This is a genomic window from Afipia sp. GW822-FHT04G07 (assembly GCF_058800765.1).
The window spans coordinates 4,001,573-4,016,433 of record NZ_JBXAMP010000001.1; the positions used below are offsets into that span (position 1 = coordinate 4,001,573).

Annotated in this window: 17 protein-coding genes; 11 read left to right on the forward strand and 6 right to left on the reverse strand. The window is 61.4% G+C overall.

Annotated features, from left to right (window positions below):
- Position 1 precedes the first annotated feature (1 nt).
- The 5 genes from AC1RKJ_RS19475 to AC1RKJ_RS19495 form a co-directional block, all read right to left on the reverse strand.
- Complete coding sequence (locus AC1RKJ_RS19475; protein ID WP_492792554.1) at positions 2 to 340, reverse strand: ribbon-helix-helix domain-containing protein; 339 nt, start codon at positions 338 to 340, stop codon at positions 2 to 4.
- 274 nt (positions 341 to 614) lie between these two features.
- Positions 615 to 887: a ribbon-helix-helix domain-containing protein gene (locus AC1RKJ_RS19480; protein WP_492792555.1), complete on the reverse strand. Its 273-nt coding sequence runs from the start codon at positions 885 to 887 to the stop codon at positions 615 to 617.
- On the reverse strand, positions 884 to 1,090 hold the full coding sequence (locus AC1RKJ_RS19485; protein WP_492792556.1) for a DUF4169 family protein: 207 nt from the start codon (positions 1,088 to 1,090) through the stop codon (positions 884 to 886). The genes AC1RKJ_RS19480 and AC1RKJ_RS19485 overlap by 4 nt, the downstream gene beginning before the upstream one ends.
- A 268-nt stretch (positions 1,091 to 1,358) precedes the next feature.
- Positions 1,359 to 2,762 carry a class II fumarate hydratase gene (fumC, locus tag AC1RKJ_RS19490; RefSeq protein ID WP_492792558.1) on the reverse strand — a complete coding sequence of 468 codons (1,404 nt, stop codon included), beginning with the start codon at positions 2,760 to 2,762 and terminating at the stop codon, positions 1,359 to 1,361.
- A gap of 193 nt (positions 2,763 to 2,955) precedes the next feature.
- Positions 2,956 to 3,459, reverse strand: coding sequence for an SspB family protein (locus AC1RKJ_RS19495; protein WP_492792805.1), 504 nt, complete (start codon positions 3,457 to 3,459; stop codon positions 2,956 to 2,958).
- A 460-nt stretch (positions 3,460 to 3,919) separates the two neighbouring features.
- Here AC1RKJ_RS19495 and AC1RKJ_RS19500 point away from each other — a divergent pair, with 460 nt between their 5' ends.
- The 11 genes from AC1RKJ_RS19500 (at position 3,920) to AC1RKJ_RS19550 (ending at position 13,941) form a co-directional block, all read left to right on the forward strand.
- Positions 3,920 to 4,516: a chromate transporter gene (locus AC1RKJ_RS19500; protein WP_492792559.1), complete on the forward strand. Its 597-nt coding sequence runs from the start codon at positions 3,920 to 3,922 to the stop codon at positions 4,514 to 4,516.
- Positions 4,513 to 5,046, forward strand: coding sequence for a chromate transporter (locus AC1RKJ_RS19505; RefSeq protein ID WP_492792560.1), 534 nt, complete (start codon positions 4,513 to 4,515; stop codon positions 5,044 to 5,046). Before AC1RKJ_RS19500 ends, AC1RKJ_RS19505 begins: the two co-directional genes overlap by 4 nt.
- Before the next feature lie 90 nt (positions 5,047 to 5,136).
- Entirely contained in the window at positions 5,137 to 5,631 is a 495-nt protein-coding gene (locus AC1RKJ_RS19510; RefSeq protein ID WP_492792561.1) for a tripartite tricarboxylate transporter TctB family protein, read from the forward strand.
- A gap of 7 nt (positions 5,632 to 5,638) precedes the next feature.
- Positions 5,639 to 7,153 (forward strand): tripartite tricarboxylate transporter permease, encoded by a 1,515-nt coding sequence (locus AC1RKJ_RS19515; protein ID WP_492792562.1) that lies wholly within the window; start codon positions 5,639 to 5,641, stop codon positions 7,151 to 7,153.
- A gap of 143 nt (positions 7,154 to 7,296) precedes the next feature.
- Entirely contained in the window at positions 7,297 to 8,283 is a 987-nt protein-coding gene (locus AC1RKJ_RS19520) for a tripartite tricarboxylate transporter substrate binding protein BugD (protein WP_492792563.1), read from the forward strand.
- A 153-nt stretch (positions 8,284 to 8,436) separates the two neighbouring features.
- Positions 8,437 to 9,231, forward strand: a complete 795-nt coding sequence (locus AC1RKJ_RS19525) for a thymidylate synthase (RefSeq protein ID WP_492792564.1) — start codon at positions 8,437 to 8,439, stop codon at positions 9,229 to 9,231.
- Positions 9,228 to 9,764, forward strand: a complete 537-nt coding sequence (locus AC1RKJ_RS19530; RefSeq protein WP_492792565.1) for a dihydrofolate reductase — start codon at positions 9,228 to 9,230, stop codon at positions 9,762 to 9,764. The genes AC1RKJ_RS19525 and AC1RKJ_RS19530 overlap by 4 nt, the downstream gene beginning before the upstream one ends.
- Before the next feature lie 182 nt (positions 9,765 to 9,946).
- Positions 9,947 to 11,089 carry an FtsH protease activity modulator HflK gene (hflK, locus tag AC1RKJ_RS19535; protein ID WP_492792566.1) on the forward strand — a complete coding sequence of 381 codons (1,143 nt, stop codon included), beginning with the start codon at positions 9,947 to 9,949 and terminating at the stop codon, positions 11,087 to 11,089.
- Entirely contained in the window at positions 11,086 to 11,985 is a 900-nt protein-coding gene (gene hflC, locus AC1RKJ_RS19540; protein WP_492792567.1) for a protease modulator HflC, read from the forward strand. Before hflK ends, hflC begins: the two co-directional genes overlap by 4 nt.
- A 34-nt stretch (positions 11,986 to 12,019) precedes the next feature.
- On the forward strand, positions 12,020 to 12,220 hold the full coding sequence (locus AC1RKJ_RS19545; RefSeq protein WP_492792568.1) for a DUF2065 domain-containing protein: 201 nt from the start codon (positions 12,020 to 12,022) through the stop codon (positions 12,218 to 12,220).
- Positions 12,221 to 12,417: 197 nt separating this feature from the next.
- On the forward strand, positions 12,418 to 13,941 hold the full coding sequence (locus AC1RKJ_RS19550) for a DegQ family serine endoprotease (protein WP_492792569.1): 1,524 nt from the start codon (positions 12,418 to 12,420) through the stop codon (positions 13,939 to 13,941).
- A 66-nt stretch (positions 13,942 to 14,007) separates the two neighbouring features.
- On the opposite strand, the gene AC1RKJ_RS19555 is transcribed toward AC1RKJ_RS19550, so the two are convergent.
- The gene (locus tag AC1RKJ_RS19555) at positions 14,008 to 14,841 is read right to left on the reverse strand and encodes an SDR family NAD(P)-dependent oxidoreductase (RefSeq protein ID WP_492792570.1); all 834 of its coding nucleotides are present in this window, start codon (positions 14,839 to 14,841) and stop codon (positions 14,008 to 14,010) included.
- Between the last annotated feature and the right edge of the window lie 20 nt (positions 14,842 to 14,861).

Sequence of the window (14,861 nt, forward strand, 5' to 3'; positions counted from 1 at the left end):
TTTACGCGGCGGGGACGATCCCCGGTGACTGAACCCGCTCGCCTATGAACATCGTGGTGACGGCGCGCGCGCGGAAATGATCCAGCACGAATAGCCTGATCGCGGAGGACAGGTTGCTGGTCTTGCGGGTGCGATCGATGACGTCGATCTGAGTCGAGAGCGCTAGGCCGCGTCGTGTCGCTATGTCTTTCAGGCTGGTCCAGAAGGCATCTTCCAGGCTAACGCTGGTCTTGTGCCCACCGACCACGACGGACCGCTTGACCACTGCGAATTCCTTGACCCGCCGTGCCGAGTGGAGGTCCAGGTCGCCCATGTCCGCCGTGATTGTGTCGTCCTGCATCGAAGTATCCTCCATTTCGGCCAAGCGACCGCGCGCGGCGAGAGGATGTCTCGTCGAGAGGGAGGCTCATGCACGTTGGTACGAACTCGGATCGGCAGGCTGCGCGGATCAGAATACATATCGCTGGCGCAAAAGATGCGCGGCGCCCTCACAGCCGCTCCCGAAACGGTATGAGTTTCGAGATACGGGTACATAGTAACTGAAACCGGGTACCGGCGGTATTCGTGTGAAAACCTACGACGGAATCAGAATCGTAGGTGTCCGATGCGTGAAACTACGGATGCGGGTTTTCGGCGGGCATCCGGCTGGCGCCGTTCCCCGTTGAAGGCATCGCGCGTGACCGGAAATAATCCAGCACGAACAGCCGGATCGCCGAGGAGAGATTTCCCTGCTGCCGACCGCCGTCGATTTCTCCGACGAGTTCTGACAGCGTCAGGGTTCTCGCCGAGGCGATTTCCTTCATGCCGTTCCAGAAGGCTTCTTCGAGACTGACGCTGGTTTTGTGGCCGGCGACGACGATCGATCGTTTGACGACAGGCGACTTCATGCCGAAGTCCTGTCGTCGTTTGAAGTCTCGTCGTCGAGGCGGTGCTGATCCAGCACGTTGCCGGCGCGCTGCGCGTGAAGCTCGTCGCGCTGGCGCTCGACCTTGGTGCGGCCGAAGCGTGCGCGATTGGTTTCGGATTGCTTCGCCGCGCCGTCACGCGCGATGCGCTTTTTGACTTGCCTCAGATTGACCAGATCGCCCATGACGCCTCCATCATCCAGGACAGTTGTAACGAATGAACGGCTGAAGTGAGTGCCGGTTTCGTTGTGTCCTGTTCGGGTCTCATTGGAGCCAGCGTTCGAGCGGGCCCGTTGCTATCGTTCGTCCCCTGCGTGCGATTGCGATGCAGGAGATTCAAAATTAGCACGCGATGCGTCGCGTAGGGTAGCCGAACAAGCTAGGACTTTAGGCGGTGCGACGACATGTCCGCATTGGTTACGACAAGTTAATGTTGCGAAGCCGCGCTATCCTTTATCCGGGATGGGTCATTCTGGCTGGCTTCACGAGCCGATCGAATTCGGCTGCCGATACAAAGCCGAGACGCACAGCCTCTTCCTTCAGCGTCGTGCCACGGGCGTGAGCAGTCTTCGCGACCTTGGCTGCGCTGTCGTAGCCGATCTTCGGCGCCAGCGCCGTCACCAGCATCAGCGACCGCTGCATCAAATCGTCGATGCGCTTCTCGTCTGCGCGAATGCCGACCACACAATGTTCGGTGAACGAACGCGCCACATCGGCCATCAACTGGATGGATTGCAACATGCAGTGCGCCAGCACCGGCTTGTAGACGTTCAGTTCGAAGTGACCCTGGCTGCCTGCGACGGTGATCGTGGTGTGGTTGCCGAATATCTGGCAGCACACCATCGTCATGGCTTCGCACTGGGTCGGATTGACCTTGCCCGGCATGATCGACGAACCCGGCTCGTTTTCCGGCAGGATCAATTCGCCCAGACCCGAGCGCGGACCTGAACCGAGCAGCCGGATGTCGTTGGCGATCTTGAACAGGCCGGTGGCTATCGCGTTGATCGCGCCGTGCACGAACACATAGGCGTCATTCGAAGCTAGCGCCTCGAACTTGTTCGGCGCGCTGGTGAACGGCAGCTTGGTGAGAGTAGCAACCTGCCTGGCGAACAGCTTGGCGAATCGCGGCTTTGCGTTGAGGCCGGTGCCCACCGCCGTGCCGCCCTGCGCCAGCAGATAGAGAGTTTTTGCCGCCTCGCGTATTCGCGAGATGCCGCTTTCCACCTGCGCCGCGTAGCCGGAAAATTCCTGACCGAGCGTCAGTGGCGTCGCATCCTGCGTGTGGGTGCGGCCGATCTTGACGATTTTCGCGAACGCCTTTTCTTTCTGGCGCAATGCTTTCAGCAGTACGGTCAGCGCGGGTACGAGGTCGTGGGTGATGCGCTCTATCGCCGCGATATGCATCGCGGTCGGAAAGGAATCGTTGGAGGACTGGCTCATGTTGACGTGATCGTTCGGATGCACCGGCTTCTTGGTGCCGGGCTCGCCGCCGAGCAACTCGCTGGCGCGGTTGGCGATCACCTCGTTGAGGTTCATGTTGGATTGGGTGCCCGAGCCGGTCTGCCAGACCACCAGCGGAAAGTTGTCGTCGAGCTTGCCGTCGATGACTTCGCGGGCAGCGCGGACGATGGCGCGCGCACGGCGCTGGTCGAGCAGGCCGAGTTGGAGATTGGTCTGCGCGGAGGCGAGCTTGACGATAGCGAGCGCGCGAACGATCGGCATCGGCATTCGTTCATTGCCGATCTTGAAATTGTGCTTCGAGCGTTCGGTTTGCGCGCCCCAGTAGCGATCCGCCGGCACTTCGATCGGCCCGAACGTGTCGGTTTCGGTGCGCGTTGTTTTTTTCGGTACGGCCATGACGGTTTCCGGTGTTGTACGGGGACAGCGAAGTTTAGGACTTCACGCGCGACATGCGCAACCGCTGCGCGTCCGCACATCGCGAGAAACGCGCGCCTGACATTAGAAAGCTTCAAGACATTATGAAGCAGAGGAGGAAGGGAAGGAAGGAAGACAACGTGCGGTACGGCTCGCGAACGATGTCCGCGCCTGATTATTTCTTCCGGAAACGATCGAGGCGCACAACCTCGGCGCCTTCGCCCTGTTTGACGGGCTCGTCGCTAGCGTACGTGGGTGTTTCAGCGGCAGCCGCAACCGGTAGCGACTCGACCACCACGGGCGCGGCCTCGGCGGCTGGGTCATCGACGGGCTCGAATTGCAGGCCGAACTGCACCGACGGATCGAAGAAGCTCTTGATCGAACTGAAGGGAATGACGAGGCGCTCCGGAATTCCGTTGAAGGAGAGGCCAACCTCGAAGCGGTCGTCGGTCACGACCAGATCCCAGAACTGGTGCTGGAGAATGACGGTCATCTCCTGCGGGTACTGCGACAGCAGACGCGGGGAAATCTTCACCCCTTCGGCCTTGGACAGGAACGTGATGTAGAAATGATGTTCGCCCGGCAAGCCGTTCTCGGCGGCATCCGCAAGCACCTGCTTCAACACGCTGCGCAGTGCGTCGCGTGCAAGGACGTCGTAACGAATGTGATCGGTCGCCATCATACGGTCCTGTAGAAAAAGGTGGCTGGTCGAAGTCTGCAGAGTGCCGAACGCGAACGTCCGACTCGCGGTTTCGATCCATGCTATCGCGTCATAGCTCTCAGGTCAGCATCTGCGGCCTGCAGATCGCAGAAATTCTCGAGAACGGCAACGCTTCTGCCTGAAACAGTCCCCATCAAATTCAATGCGGGGTGGCAAAAGTGGCGGCATCCGTTGCCAGATGCCTCCGAACCTCGATCAGCCGGACGAACCGGCAGCCTTGATATAAGGGGTAAATTCCGCCGAAAAAGGCCGTGTTCCCGGGTGAGCGGGAGCTTCGGCTGTTTGAAGGCTGGGTTTATCCAAGATCCGCGCCTTTGATCCGAGGCCTGCACCCGGCAGCGCTGTGATTTGCATGTGTTGCATGAGGGAGGATCGGAATATCAGTTGGCCTCCACTCGGGCCCATTCTAAATCGGGCCATGTCTTTCGATTCCGCTCCCGTGATTCCCCGGTCTCCCGATGCGATAATGCGTCCCGGGTTGATCGAACTGTTCGTTGCCTTCGCCAAGATGTCGCTTGCGGGCTTCGGCGGCGTACTGGTGTGGGCGCGGCGCGCCATTGTCGACCAGCATCGCTGGATGACGCCTGACGAATTCAACGAAGCCTTCGCGCTCTGTCATTTTCTCCCGGGTCCCAACATCGTCAATCTGTCCGTGGTGTTCGGTGCGCGTTTTCGCGGCATTCCCGGGAGCATCGCCGCGTTTCTCGGTCTTATCGGTCCGCCGGTGGTGATCGTCACTGTGCTGGCCGCGATCTACGCGCGCTATGGCGAAATCCCCGCGTTGCAGCGGACGCTGGCCGGTGTGTCCTGCGCGGCGGTGGGACTTTTTCTCGCGGTGATCCTGCGCATGATGATGCCGCTGCTGAAGAAGCGTGATCCGGTAGCCCTGTCGTTGCTGGCTGCGGTTTTCGTCGCCATCGGGTTGCTGCGGCTGCCGCTGGTGCCCGTTCTGTTTACCGCCATCCCGCTCAGCCTCGCGATCACCTTTGCCATGCGAAGGAGGGCGGCGCCATGAACTCGCCCACGGGAACGCTGCTCACGATGGCATGGACCTTCGGTCTGATGTCGTTGCTCGCTATCGGCGGTGCAAACTCGACGATTCCGGAAATGCACCGTGTGGCCGTCGATGTGCGTCACTGGATGACGGATTCGCAATTCGCCGACATGTTCGCGATCTCGCAATTGTCGCCTGGCCCGAATGTCCTGATTGTGACACTGATCGGCTATCACGTGGCGGGCATCGCCGGTGCGCTGGTCGCGACATTCGCCATGTGCGGTCCATCCGCCGTGTTTGCCTACTTCGTCAGCAATATGCTGACGCGATCAAGTCAATCCGCCTGGCCGACGATTCTGCAAACCGCGCTGGTTCCCATTTCGATCGGGCTAATGTGCGCCAGCGGCCTTATTCTCGCAATTACATCCGGTGGAACATGGATTGCTGCACTGCTCACAACAGGATCTGCTGCGCTGGCGCTCGTGACCCGGCTCAATCCCCTGTGGATGCTGGTCGCTGGGGGCATCCTCGGTTTTGCTGGCGTCGTCTGATGAAAATCGATAAGCAGGGGGGCCTCGGGGAACTTTTCCGAGCGGCAAAAAATAGACCGGGCTGAAGCCCGTGACTTGAGGGGGATGACGATGAGTGAAGCGCCCAGCCGCGCTGCGGAGAAATCCGCGCCAAGGCTTGTCAAAGGACCACAGGATTTTTACGGCGGGCTCGCCCTGATGGGGATTGCGCTGTTTGCGTTGTGGGCATCGAGCGACCTGCAGGGGATGCGTGGGTTCTCTTTCGGCCCAGGCACCGCGCCGCGCATGTTCGCGTATCTTCTGCTCGCGCTCGGCGCGGGCGTCGCCATTACCGGATTTTTCGTCGAGGGGCCGCCGCTGCAGCGTTACGGCGTTCGCGGGCCTTTCTTCGTGACGCTGTCGATCCTGTCGTTCGCGGCGACCATCCGTCCGCTCGGCCTGATCATCTCCGCGTTTGCGAGCTTTATGATCGCGGTGCTGGGCAGCAATGAGACACAATGGAAAGAGGCCATCATTGTCGGGGCTTGCCTGACGCTCGGATGCGCACTCCTGTTCCCTTATGCGCTCGGGCTGCCGCTTGATCTCTTCCCACGCATTCTGCGCTGAGGGCGTCATGGATATTTTTGCAAATCTCGCGCTCGGCTTCGGCGTTGCGTTCTCACCCATCAATCTCGGTCTCTGTCTGATCGGCGCGCTGGTCGGCACGCTCGTCGGCGTGTTGCCCGGCATCGGTACTATTGCGACAGTGGCGATGCTGCTGCCGATCACGTTCGGATTGCCTCCGGTCGGCGCGCTCATCATGCTCGCGGGTATTTATTACGGCGCGCAGTATGGCGGCTCGACCACGTCGATCCTGGTCAACATTCCCGGCGAGGCCGGGTCGGTGGTCACGGCACTGGATGGCTTCCAGATGGCCAAGCAGGGCCGCGCCGGTCCTGCGCTCGCTATTGCCGCCATCGGCTCGTTCTTCGCAGGCTGTGTCGCGACCGTTCTGATCGCGCTGCTCGGCGCACCGTTGACCAAACTCGCGCTGGCGTTCGGGCCTGCCGAGTATTTCTCACTGATGGTGCTTGGTCTCATCTTCGCGGTGGTGCTGGCGAAGGGATCGGTTCTGAAAGCCATCGCAATGATCGCATTCGGCGTGCTGCTGTCGATGGTCGGATCGGACATTGAGACCGGCGCGTCGCGCATGTCGTTCAACATTCCGGAACTTGCCGACGGTCTTGGCTTCGCGACGGTGGCGATGGGCCTGTTCGGATTCGCCGAGATTATCCGCAATCTCGATCACGGCGCGTCGATGGACCGTGAACTGGTGCAGCAGAAGATTTCCGGACTAATGCCGACCAAGAAGGATCTGAAGGATTCAGCGCCGGCCATCATGCGCGGCACGGTGCTGGGATCGATCCTCGGCATCCTGCCCGGCGGTGGCGCGGTGATCGCGTCGTTCGCCGCCTACACCTTCGAGAAGAAGATATCGAGGCATCCCGAACGCTTCGGCCGCGGCGCCATCGAAGGCGTTGCGGCGCCCGAAAGCGCCAACAACGCGGCGGCGCAGACCTCGTTCATTCCGCTGCTCACGCTCGGCATCCCGCCCAACGCGGTGATGGCGCTGATGGTCGGCGCGATGACCATTCACGGCATCGTGCCCGGCCCGCAGGTGATGCAGAAGCAGCCGGAACTCGTCTGGGGCATGATCGCCTCGATGTGGATCGGCAACCTGATGCTGCTCGTCATCAATCTGCCGATGGTCGGCATCTGGGTGCGGTTGCTGCGAGTGCCTTACCGGCTCTTGTTCCCCTGCATCGTGATTTTCTGTGCCATCGGCATCTACTCGGTCAACAATGCGCCCATGGACGTCGTGTTGACCGCCGCCTTCGGGCTTGTCGGCTACTGGCTGGTGAAGCACGATTTCGAGCCGGCGCCGCTGCTTCTCGGCATGGTGCTCGGGCCGCTGATGGAAGAAAATCTGCGGCGCGCGCTGTTGATCTCGCGCGGCGACTGGATGGTATTTCTCACCCGTCCGTTGTCCGCGACCTTGATGGCGATCGCGGCATTCCTTCTGATTCTCGCGTTGCTGCCTGCGCTTCGCAAGAAGCGCGACGAGGTGTTCGTTGAATCCGAAAACTGAGATAACGAGGTGCGGCGTTGGGCCGCGCCTCTTTGCTCGTTCTTGATAGCAAGTTGAATGGACTCGTCACACCCGGTGATGTTGAGACTGCTGGGCACGGCTTTTCCGTCCGTAATCATAAAAGTATGTTTCGGGAGAATCTTATGAATTTGCTCAAGCGTATGCTCGCGACCTGCGGGCTCTCGGCACTTGCCGTTGCAGGTATCGCCACCGCGCCGGTTCAGGCGCAGGACTATCCGACGCGCAACATCACGATGATCGTTCCGTTCGCTGCCGGCGGCCCGACCGACGTCATCGCGCGTATCGTGACCGGCCATATGCAGCAGACGCTGGGCCAGACCATCATCATCGAAAACGTGGTCGGCGCAGGCGGCACCACGGCTTCCACGCGCGCCGCGCGTGCCGCGCCGGACGGCTACACCCTGATCACCGGCCACATGGGCACTCATGCTGCGTCCGTGCCACTGTATCCGAACCTTGCCTACCATCCCTCGAAGGATTTCGAGCCGATCGGACTGCTGGCCGGCACGCCGATCCTGATCCTCGCGCGCAAGGATTTTCCGCCGAAGGATCTCAAGGAATTCATCACCTACGTGAAGGCCAACACGGACAAGCTCAATGCCGCTCATGCGGGCGTCGGCTCGGTCTCCTATTCGTCCTGCCAGTTGCTGGACTCCGTGCTCAAGATCAAGCCGACCGGCGTTCCGTTCAACGGCACCGGTCCGGCCATGAACGCGCTGGTTGGCGGGCAGGTCGATTACATGTGCGACCAGATCGTGAATGCCGTTCCGCAGGTCAAGGGCGGCACCATCAAGGCTTATGCAGTGGCGACACCGGAGCGCAATCCGTCGCTGCCGGACGTTCCGACCACCGCCGAAGCTGGTCTGCCTGAGTACCAGGCGCAGGCCTGGAACGCGATCTTCGCGCCAAAGGGCACGCCCGCGCCGATCGTGGCCAAGCTGAACGCGGCTGTGGTCAAGGCGCTGGACGACGAAGGCGTCCGCAAGCGTCTGCTCGATCTCGGCAGCGTGATCCCGAAGACGGAAGAGCGCACGCCGGAATCGCTGAAGAAGCTGGTCGACAGCGAAATCGTCAAGTGGTCCGCAGTGCTGAAGCCGCTCTCGAACTGAGATTCTGCTGAAATAACGTGAGTTTGGCAGGGGCGGGACGCAAGTTCCGCCCCTTGCTGTTCGGGGCGGGCGTCCTCATTTTTCAGGGTATAATTGCCCAACCGAAATCGAATCGCCGCAGACGGCGGCGGTGGCCGGCGGCTAGATAGGCCCATGAATCAATATCACGACCTGCTCGAGCGAATTCTCAGCGACGGCGCGGAAAAGACCGACCGCACCGGCACCGGAACGCTGTCCGTGTTCGGCCACCAGATGCGGTTCAATCTGGCGTCGGGCTTCCCGATGCTGACGACCAAGAAACTGCCGCTGAAATCGATCATCTATGAGTTGCTTTGGTTCCTGAAGGGCGACACCAATGTGCGCTATCTTCAGGAGCACAAGGTCACGATCTGGGACGAGTGGGCGGACGCCAATGGTGATCTTGGCCCCGTTTATGGATCGCAGTGGCGCTCCTGGCCCGCGCCTGACGGCCGCAGCATCGACCAGATTTCCAACCTGATCGAGATGATCCGCAAGACTCCGGACTCCCGCCGCCTGATCGTGAGCGCGTGGAATCCCGCCGACGTCGACAAGATGGCGCTGCCGCCGTGCCACTGTCTGTTTCAGTTCTATGTCGCCAACGGAAAACTGTCGTGCCAACTCTATCAGCGCTCTGCGGACGTGTTTCTCGGCGTGCCCTTCAACATCGCGTCTTACGCGCTGCTCACGATGATGGTGGCGCAGGTGACGGGCCTCAAACCCGGCGACTTCGTGCATTCGCTGGGTGATGCGCACCTCTACTCGAACCATCTCGATCAGGCGCGGCTGCAACTTACGCGCCTGACGCGCCCGTTGCCGACGATGAAGATCAATCCCGATGTGAAGGACATCTTCTCGTTCCGCTTCGAGGACTTCACGCTCGAGAACTACGATCCGCACCCGCACATCAAGGCCGAGGTGGCGGTTTGAGCGCGTCTCCCTCCGCGACGTCATCACCGCAAATCGTTTTCGTCGTCGCCGTCGCGGAAAACGGCGTGATCGGCCGCGACAATGCGATGCCGTGGCATCTCAGGTCCGATCTCAAGCGTCTCAAGGCGATCACGCTCAACCATCCGGTTATCATGGGCCGCAAGACGTTCATTTCTATCGGCCGTCCGCTGCCGGGGCGCACCAACATCGTCGTGACGCGCGACAAGGCTTTTCAGGCGCGGGGCGTGGTGGTCGCAACTTCGCTGGACGCCGCGCATGACATCGCGCGCGGCGATGCGCTGCGGCGTTTCGTCACTGAGATCATGGTGATCGGCGGCGCCGACATTTTTGCGCAATGGCTGGAAAAGGCTGATCGTCTCGAGTTGACCGAAGTGCACGACAGGCCCGAAGGCGATACGTTTCTGGCGCCGGTTAATCCGAAAGAATGGCAAGAAGTCGCGCGAACCCGTCATTCAAAGGCGGATGGCGATACGGTCGATTTTTCCTATGTCACATATAAACGGCATGGTTGAGGCCGGCGTCTCATATAGCCGCAGGTGACGGCATTAACTGCGATCACGATGTTTGCATTGACAAATTCGCCCTGCGCCATAGCTCTCTGATGGCAGCGTCCTGCGTTGTAAGGACCGGGCGCGTCCCCTATAAGGCCTGCTGATATTGCGGAGCGTGAGCTTTCGCGCGGAGGAGATCGACGATGCCGTGGAAGAATCAAGGCGGAGGCCCATGGGGTTCTGGCCCGAAAGGCCCCTGGGGGTCAGGTCCGCAATCGACCGGCCCGAAGCCGCCCGATCTCGAGGATCTTCTGCGTCGCGGACAGGACAAACTCCAGACCTTGATTCCCGGCGGGAACCTCAGCGGCATGGGCATTGCGCTCGTGCTGGTCGCGGCGCTGGCGATCTGGGGACTGTCCGGCTTCTTCCGCGTTCAGTCCGAAGAACTCGGCGTGGTGCTGCGCTTCGGCAAGCACGTGCGCACGGTGCAGCCGGGCCTGAACTATCATCTGCCTTACCCGATCGAGACAGTGTTGCTGCCGAAGGCGTTGCGTGTTTCGACGCTCAGCATCGGTATGCGCGTGGTTGACGACTCGCGGCGCGGCGGTGGCACCACCATCCGCGACGTTCCCGAGGAAAGCCTGATGCTCACGGGCGACGAGAACATCGTCGATGTGGATTTCACGGTCCTCTGGCGCATCAAGCCCGATGGCGTGGGCAATTTCCTGTTCAACATCCAGAATCCTGAAGGCACCGTGAAGGCGGTCGCCGAAAGCGCGATGCGCGACGTGATCGGCCGTTCGAACATTCAGCCGATCCTCACCGGCGCGCGCACCACGACGGAAGCCGCGGTGCTCGAACTGATGCAGAAGACACTCGACACCTACGGCTCCGGCGTTCTGATCCAGCAGGTGCAGATGCAGAAGGTCGATCCGCCTCAGCAGGTCATCGACGCGTTCCGCGACGTGCAGGCGGCCCGCGCCGACCTTGAGCGTCTGCAGAACGAAGCGCAGACCTATGCCAATCGCGTCGTTCCGGATGCACGCGGACGTGGCGCGCAGATCCTGCAAGTCGCGGAAGGCTACAAGGAGCAGGCGGTCGCCGAAGCGAAGGGCCAAAGCGCGCGCTTCCTGAAAGTCTACGACGAGTACAAGAAAGCGCCTGACGTGACCCGGCAGCGCATTTATCTCGAAACGATGGAACGCATTCTCGGCGGGGCGGACAAGCTGGTCCTCGATCAGGGCGCGAACGGCTCGGCGCCTGGCGTGGTGCCGTATCTGCCGCTCAATGAAATCGGACGCCGAGCGGCGCCGGCTGCACAGCCGCAGGGCGGGAGCACACGATGAAAAACGGCATTGCAGGTATCGTCTCTCTGTTCATTCTGCTGGTCGCGATCGTCGTCGGCTATAGCTCGGTCTTCACCGTCAGCCAGACCGAACAGGTCCTGCTGGTGCGGCTCGGCGAGCCGGTGCGCGTCGTCACCGAACCAGGGTTGAACTTCAAGGTGCCGTTCATCGATGCCGTGATCAGCATCGACAAGCGCATTCTCGATCTCGAGAATCCGGCGCAGGAAGTCATTGCCTCGGATCAGAAGCGGCTCGTCGTCGACGCGTTCGCGCGCTATCGCATCAAGGACGCGTTGCGGTTCTATCAGAGCATCGGTTCGATCCAGGCCGCCAACATCCAGCTCACCACGCTGCTCAACGCATCGCTGCGCCGTGTGCTTGGCGAGGTGACGTTCATCACCGTCGTGCGCGACGACCGCGATGCGCTGATGACCAAGATTCGCGAACAGCTCGATCGCGAAGCCGCCAACTACGGTATCTCGGTGGTGGACGTGCGCATTCGCCGCGCCGATCTGCCCGAGCAGAACAGCCAGGCGGTCTATCAGCGAATGCAGACGGAACGTCAGCGTGAAGCGGCCGAGTTCCGCGCGCAGGGCGGCCAGAAGGCTCAGGAAATTCGTTCCAAGGCCGACCGTGAAGCGACCGTCATTATCGCTGAAGCCAACTCGCAGTCCGAGCAGATCCGCGGTGAAGGCGACGGCGAGCGAAACCGGCTGTTCGCCGAGGCTTACGGCAAGGACGCGGAATTCTTCGCGTTCTACCGTTCGATGTCGGCTTACGACACCAGCCTGAAGGCCAACGACACGCGATTCCTGCTGCGGCCGGATTCCGAGTTCTTCCGGTTCTTCGCCAATCCGGCAGGCAAGCCTGCTGCCAGCGCCGCGCCTCAGCGTTGAGGCGGGTGCACGATCAGGCAGGAGTCCTTGAAGGATGAGGTCGATTGGATTCGGTGACCTCCTTGTCGGGGTCGGGATAATGCTGGTGCTGGAGGGGTTGCTGTTCACGGCACTCCCGAACTGGATGCGCTCCGCGATGAAAAGCGCGCTTTCCTCGCCGGATAATATCCTGCGCGGCGTCGGGCTCGCGTCGGCGGTGGTGGGCCTGATCCTGATCTGGCTGGTTCGCCATTAGTGTGCGGACCTGCGGAACACCACACCAGGTTGTTTTCCGCCGGAATACGTATCGGCCTGACGCTGTTGTGAGGCATAAAGCCGGGTTTTTGCCGCAATCGGTGCGTTGATCGAGGCTTGGCGGTGCTTGCGTATGCACGCTTTTCCGGCGCACATTAGAGCCAAATGACCCGACCCTTTTCAGGAGACTTTTCGACCATGTCCGATGCGTTTCAAGCATTGAGCCGCCGCGTATTGCCGCTTGCCGCGGCCGTTGCCTTTGCCGTCGTTGCGACGCCCGCGCTGGCCCGTGGACCGGAAGGCGTTGCCGACGTCGCCGAGAAGGTGATCGACGCGGTCGTCAACATTTCCACCTCGCAGACCGTCGACGCCAAGAAGAACGACGACAGCGACAAGGGCAGCGACGAGCGGGGCAACAGGCGAGGGGTCAACCCGCAGTTGCCGCCGGACTCGCCGTTCAGCGAGTTCTTCGACGAGTTCTTCAAGAATCGTCGCGGCGGCGCTCCGGACTCCAGAGGAAACCAGGCGCGCAAGGTCAACTCGCTCGGCTCCGGCTTCATCATCGATACCGATGGCACCGTGGTGACCAACAATCACGTCATCGCCGACGCTGACGAGATCAACGTCATTCTCAACGACGGCACCAAGATCAAGGCCGAGGTGATCGGCAAGGACAAGAAGAGCGATCTTGCGGTCCTGAAATTCACACCGCCGGAAAAGAAGATCACCGCGGTGAAGTTCGGCAATTCCGACACGCTTCGCCTTGGCGAATGGGTGATAGCCATCGGCAATCCGTTCAGCCTCGGCGGCACGGTCACGGCCGGCATCGTCTCGGCGCGCAACCGCGACATCAACTCCGGTCCTTACGACAACTACATCCAGACCGACGCTTCCATCAATCGCGGCAATTCCGGCGGCCCGCTGTTCAATCTCGACGGCGAAGTCATCGGCGTGAACACCGCGATCATCTCGCCGTCGGGCGGCTCGATCGGCATCGGCTTTGCTGTGCCGTCCAAGACGGTCGTCGCGGTGGTCGATCAGCTGCGCCAGTTCAAGGAAGTCCGCCGCGGCTGGCTTGGCGTCCGCATCCAGCAGGTCACGGATGAAATCGCCGAAAGTCTCAACATCAAGCCGGTGCGCGGCGCGCTGATCGCCGGCGTGGACGACAAGGGTCCGGCCAAGCCCGCTGGTATCGAGCCGGGCGACGTTGTCGTCAGGTTCGACGGCAAGGACATCAAGGAGATGAAGGATCTTCCGCGCGCCGTAGCTGACTCGCCGGTCGGCAAGGCGGTGGATGTGATCATCATCCGCAAGGGTAAGGAAGAAACCAAGAAGGTGACGCTCGGCCGCCTCGACGACGGCGAGAAGCCGGTCGAAGCCTCCGCCAAGACGACCGCTCCGGTCGAGGCCGAGAAGCCCGTGACGCAGAAGGCGCTGGGTCTCGATCTGGCAGGTCTCAGCAAGGATCTGCGCACGCGCTACAAGATCAAGGACAGCGTCAAGGGCGTGATCGTCACCGGCGTCGATAGCGGCTCAGACGCGGCTGAAAAGCGGCTCAGCGCTGGCGACGTGATCGTCGAGGTCGCGCAGGAGGCGGTGACCAACGCGGCCGACGTCAAGAAGCGCATCGACCAGTTGAAGAAGGACGGCAAGAAGTCCGTGCTGCTTCTGGTGTCGAACGGCGCGGGCGAGGTTCGGTTCGTCGCGCTGGCCGTGAAGTAACAACCGCTTTTATCATCATGCGTGATGGCCGGGCATTTGCCCGGCCATTTGCATGTGAGGGAGTAGTTAGCGCGCCGCCTTGTCCATCGCGGCCAGGATGGCTGTAAATCTTTGTTCAGCCTCAGCGCGCATTTCAGGATGTGTGAACACGTAAAGTTCGTCGTCGCGGACCGCAGCGAGGACTTGCGCCGCGACATCTGCCGGATCGAGGCCGGATTCCACAAGCTGCGCGATCTGGGCGACCAGCGCTGCCGCCGGACTTGCGGGATCCAGCGTCGGCGTCGGGCCATACTGTTCCGGCCGGTTGCGCCCGCTTTCGCCTATGCGGGTGCGGACGAACCCCGGACAGAGGACGGATACGCCGATGCCGTGCGGTTTGAGCTGCATCGCCAGCCCTTCCGACATGGTGACTACCGCGAACTTGCTCGCATGGTACGGACTGAATCCGAGTCCGCTCACCATTCCGGCCATGGAAGCGGTGTTGACGAAGTGACCGCCTTCACCGTGGGCCCGGATGTGCGGAAGGAAGGTGCGGATTCCGTGCAGGACTCCCATCAGGTTGACGTCCAGCACCCATTTCCAGCTGTCGAGCGAGATGCTGTCGATGCCGCCGCCCGCCGCGACACCGGCGTTGTTGCAGACCACATGGACATTCCCGAACGCGTCGAATGCAGCTTTGGCGGCGCGTTCGACGCTGAGCGGGTCGGTCACGTCACAGGTAATGCCGCGCACGTTCGGCCCGAAATTGTGCAGGCCTTTGACCGCATTATTCAGCGCGTCCGTTTCGATATCAGCGAGCATCACTTTCATGCCCGCTTCCGCGAACGCCCGGCCGAGCGCCAGACCGATGCCGCTCGCGCCGCCGGTCACGAATGCAGTCTTGCCAGAAAGGTTACGCATGACTCAGTCTCTGATAGCTA

Excerpts from the sequence above, each read along its gene's own strand:
- AC1RKJ_RS19495 (WP_492792805.1), bottom strand. The coding sequence starts at position 3,459 with ATGGCGACCGATCACATTCGTTACGACGTCCTTGCACGCGACGCACTG.
- AC1RKJ_RS19525 (WP_492792564.1), top strand. The coding sequence starts at position 8,437 with ATGAATCAATATCACGACCTGCTCGAGCGAATTCTCAGCGACGGCGCG.
- AC1RKJ_RS19550 (WP_492792569.1), top strand. The coding sequence starts at position 12,418 with ATGTCCGATGCGTTTCAAGCATTGAGCCGCCGCGTATTGCCGCTTGCC.
- AC1RKJ_RS19515 (WP_492792562.1), top strand. The coding sequence starts at position 5,639 with ATGGATATTTTTGCAAATCTCGCGCTCGGCTTCGGCGTTGCGTTCTCA.
- fumC (WP_492792558.1), bottom strand. The coding sequence starts at position 2,762 with ATGGCCGTACCGAAAAAAACAACGCGCACCGAAACCGACACGTTCGGG.
- AC1RKJ_RS19480 (WP_492792555.1), bottom strand. The coding sequence starts at position 887 with ATGAAGTCGCCTGTCGTCAAACGATCGATCGTCGTCGCCGGCCACAAA.
- AC1RKJ_RS19475 (WP_492792554.1), bottom strand. The coding sequence starts at position 340 with ATGCAGGACGACACAATCACGGCGGACATGGGCGACCTGGACCTCCAC.
- AC1RKJ_RS19510 (WP_492792561.1), top strand. The coding sequence starts at position 5,137 with ATGAGTGAAGCGCCCAGCCGCGCTGCGGAGAAATCCGCGCCAAGGCTT.
- AC1RKJ_RS19485 (WP_492792556.1), bottom strand. The coding sequence starts at position 1,090 with ATGGGCGATCTGGTCAATCTGAGGCAAGTCAAAAAGCGCATCGCGCGT.
- AC1RKJ_RS19505 (WP_492792560.1), top strand. The coding sequence starts at position 4,513 with ATGAACTCGCCCACGGGAACGCTGCTCACGATGGCATGGACCTTCGGT.
- AC1RKJ_RS19520 (WP_492792563.1), top strand. The coding sequence starts at position 7,297 with ATGAATTTGCTCAAGCGTATGCTCGCGACCTGCGGGCTCTCGGCACTT.
- hflK (WP_492792566.1), top strand. The coding sequence starts at position 9,947 with ATGCCGTGGAAGAATCAAGGCGGAGGCCCATGGGGTTCTGGCCCGAAA.
- hflC (WP_492792567.1), top strand. The coding sequence starts at position 11,086 with ATGAAAAACGGCATTGCAGGTATCGTCTCTCTGTTCATTCTGCTGGTC.
- AC1RKJ_RS19555 (WP_492792570.1), bottom strand. The coding sequence starts at position 14,841 with ATGCGTAACCTTTCTGGCAAGACTGCATTCGTGACCGGCGGCGCGAGC.
- AC1RKJ_RS19545 (WP_492792568.1), top strand. The coding sequence starts at position 12,020 with ATGAGGTCGATTGGATTCGGTGACCTCCTTGTCGGGGTCGGGATAATG.
- AC1RKJ_RS19500 (WP_492792559.1), top strand. The coding sequence starts at position 3,920 with ATGTCTTTCGATTCCGCTCCCGTGATTCCCCGGTCTCCCGATGCGATA.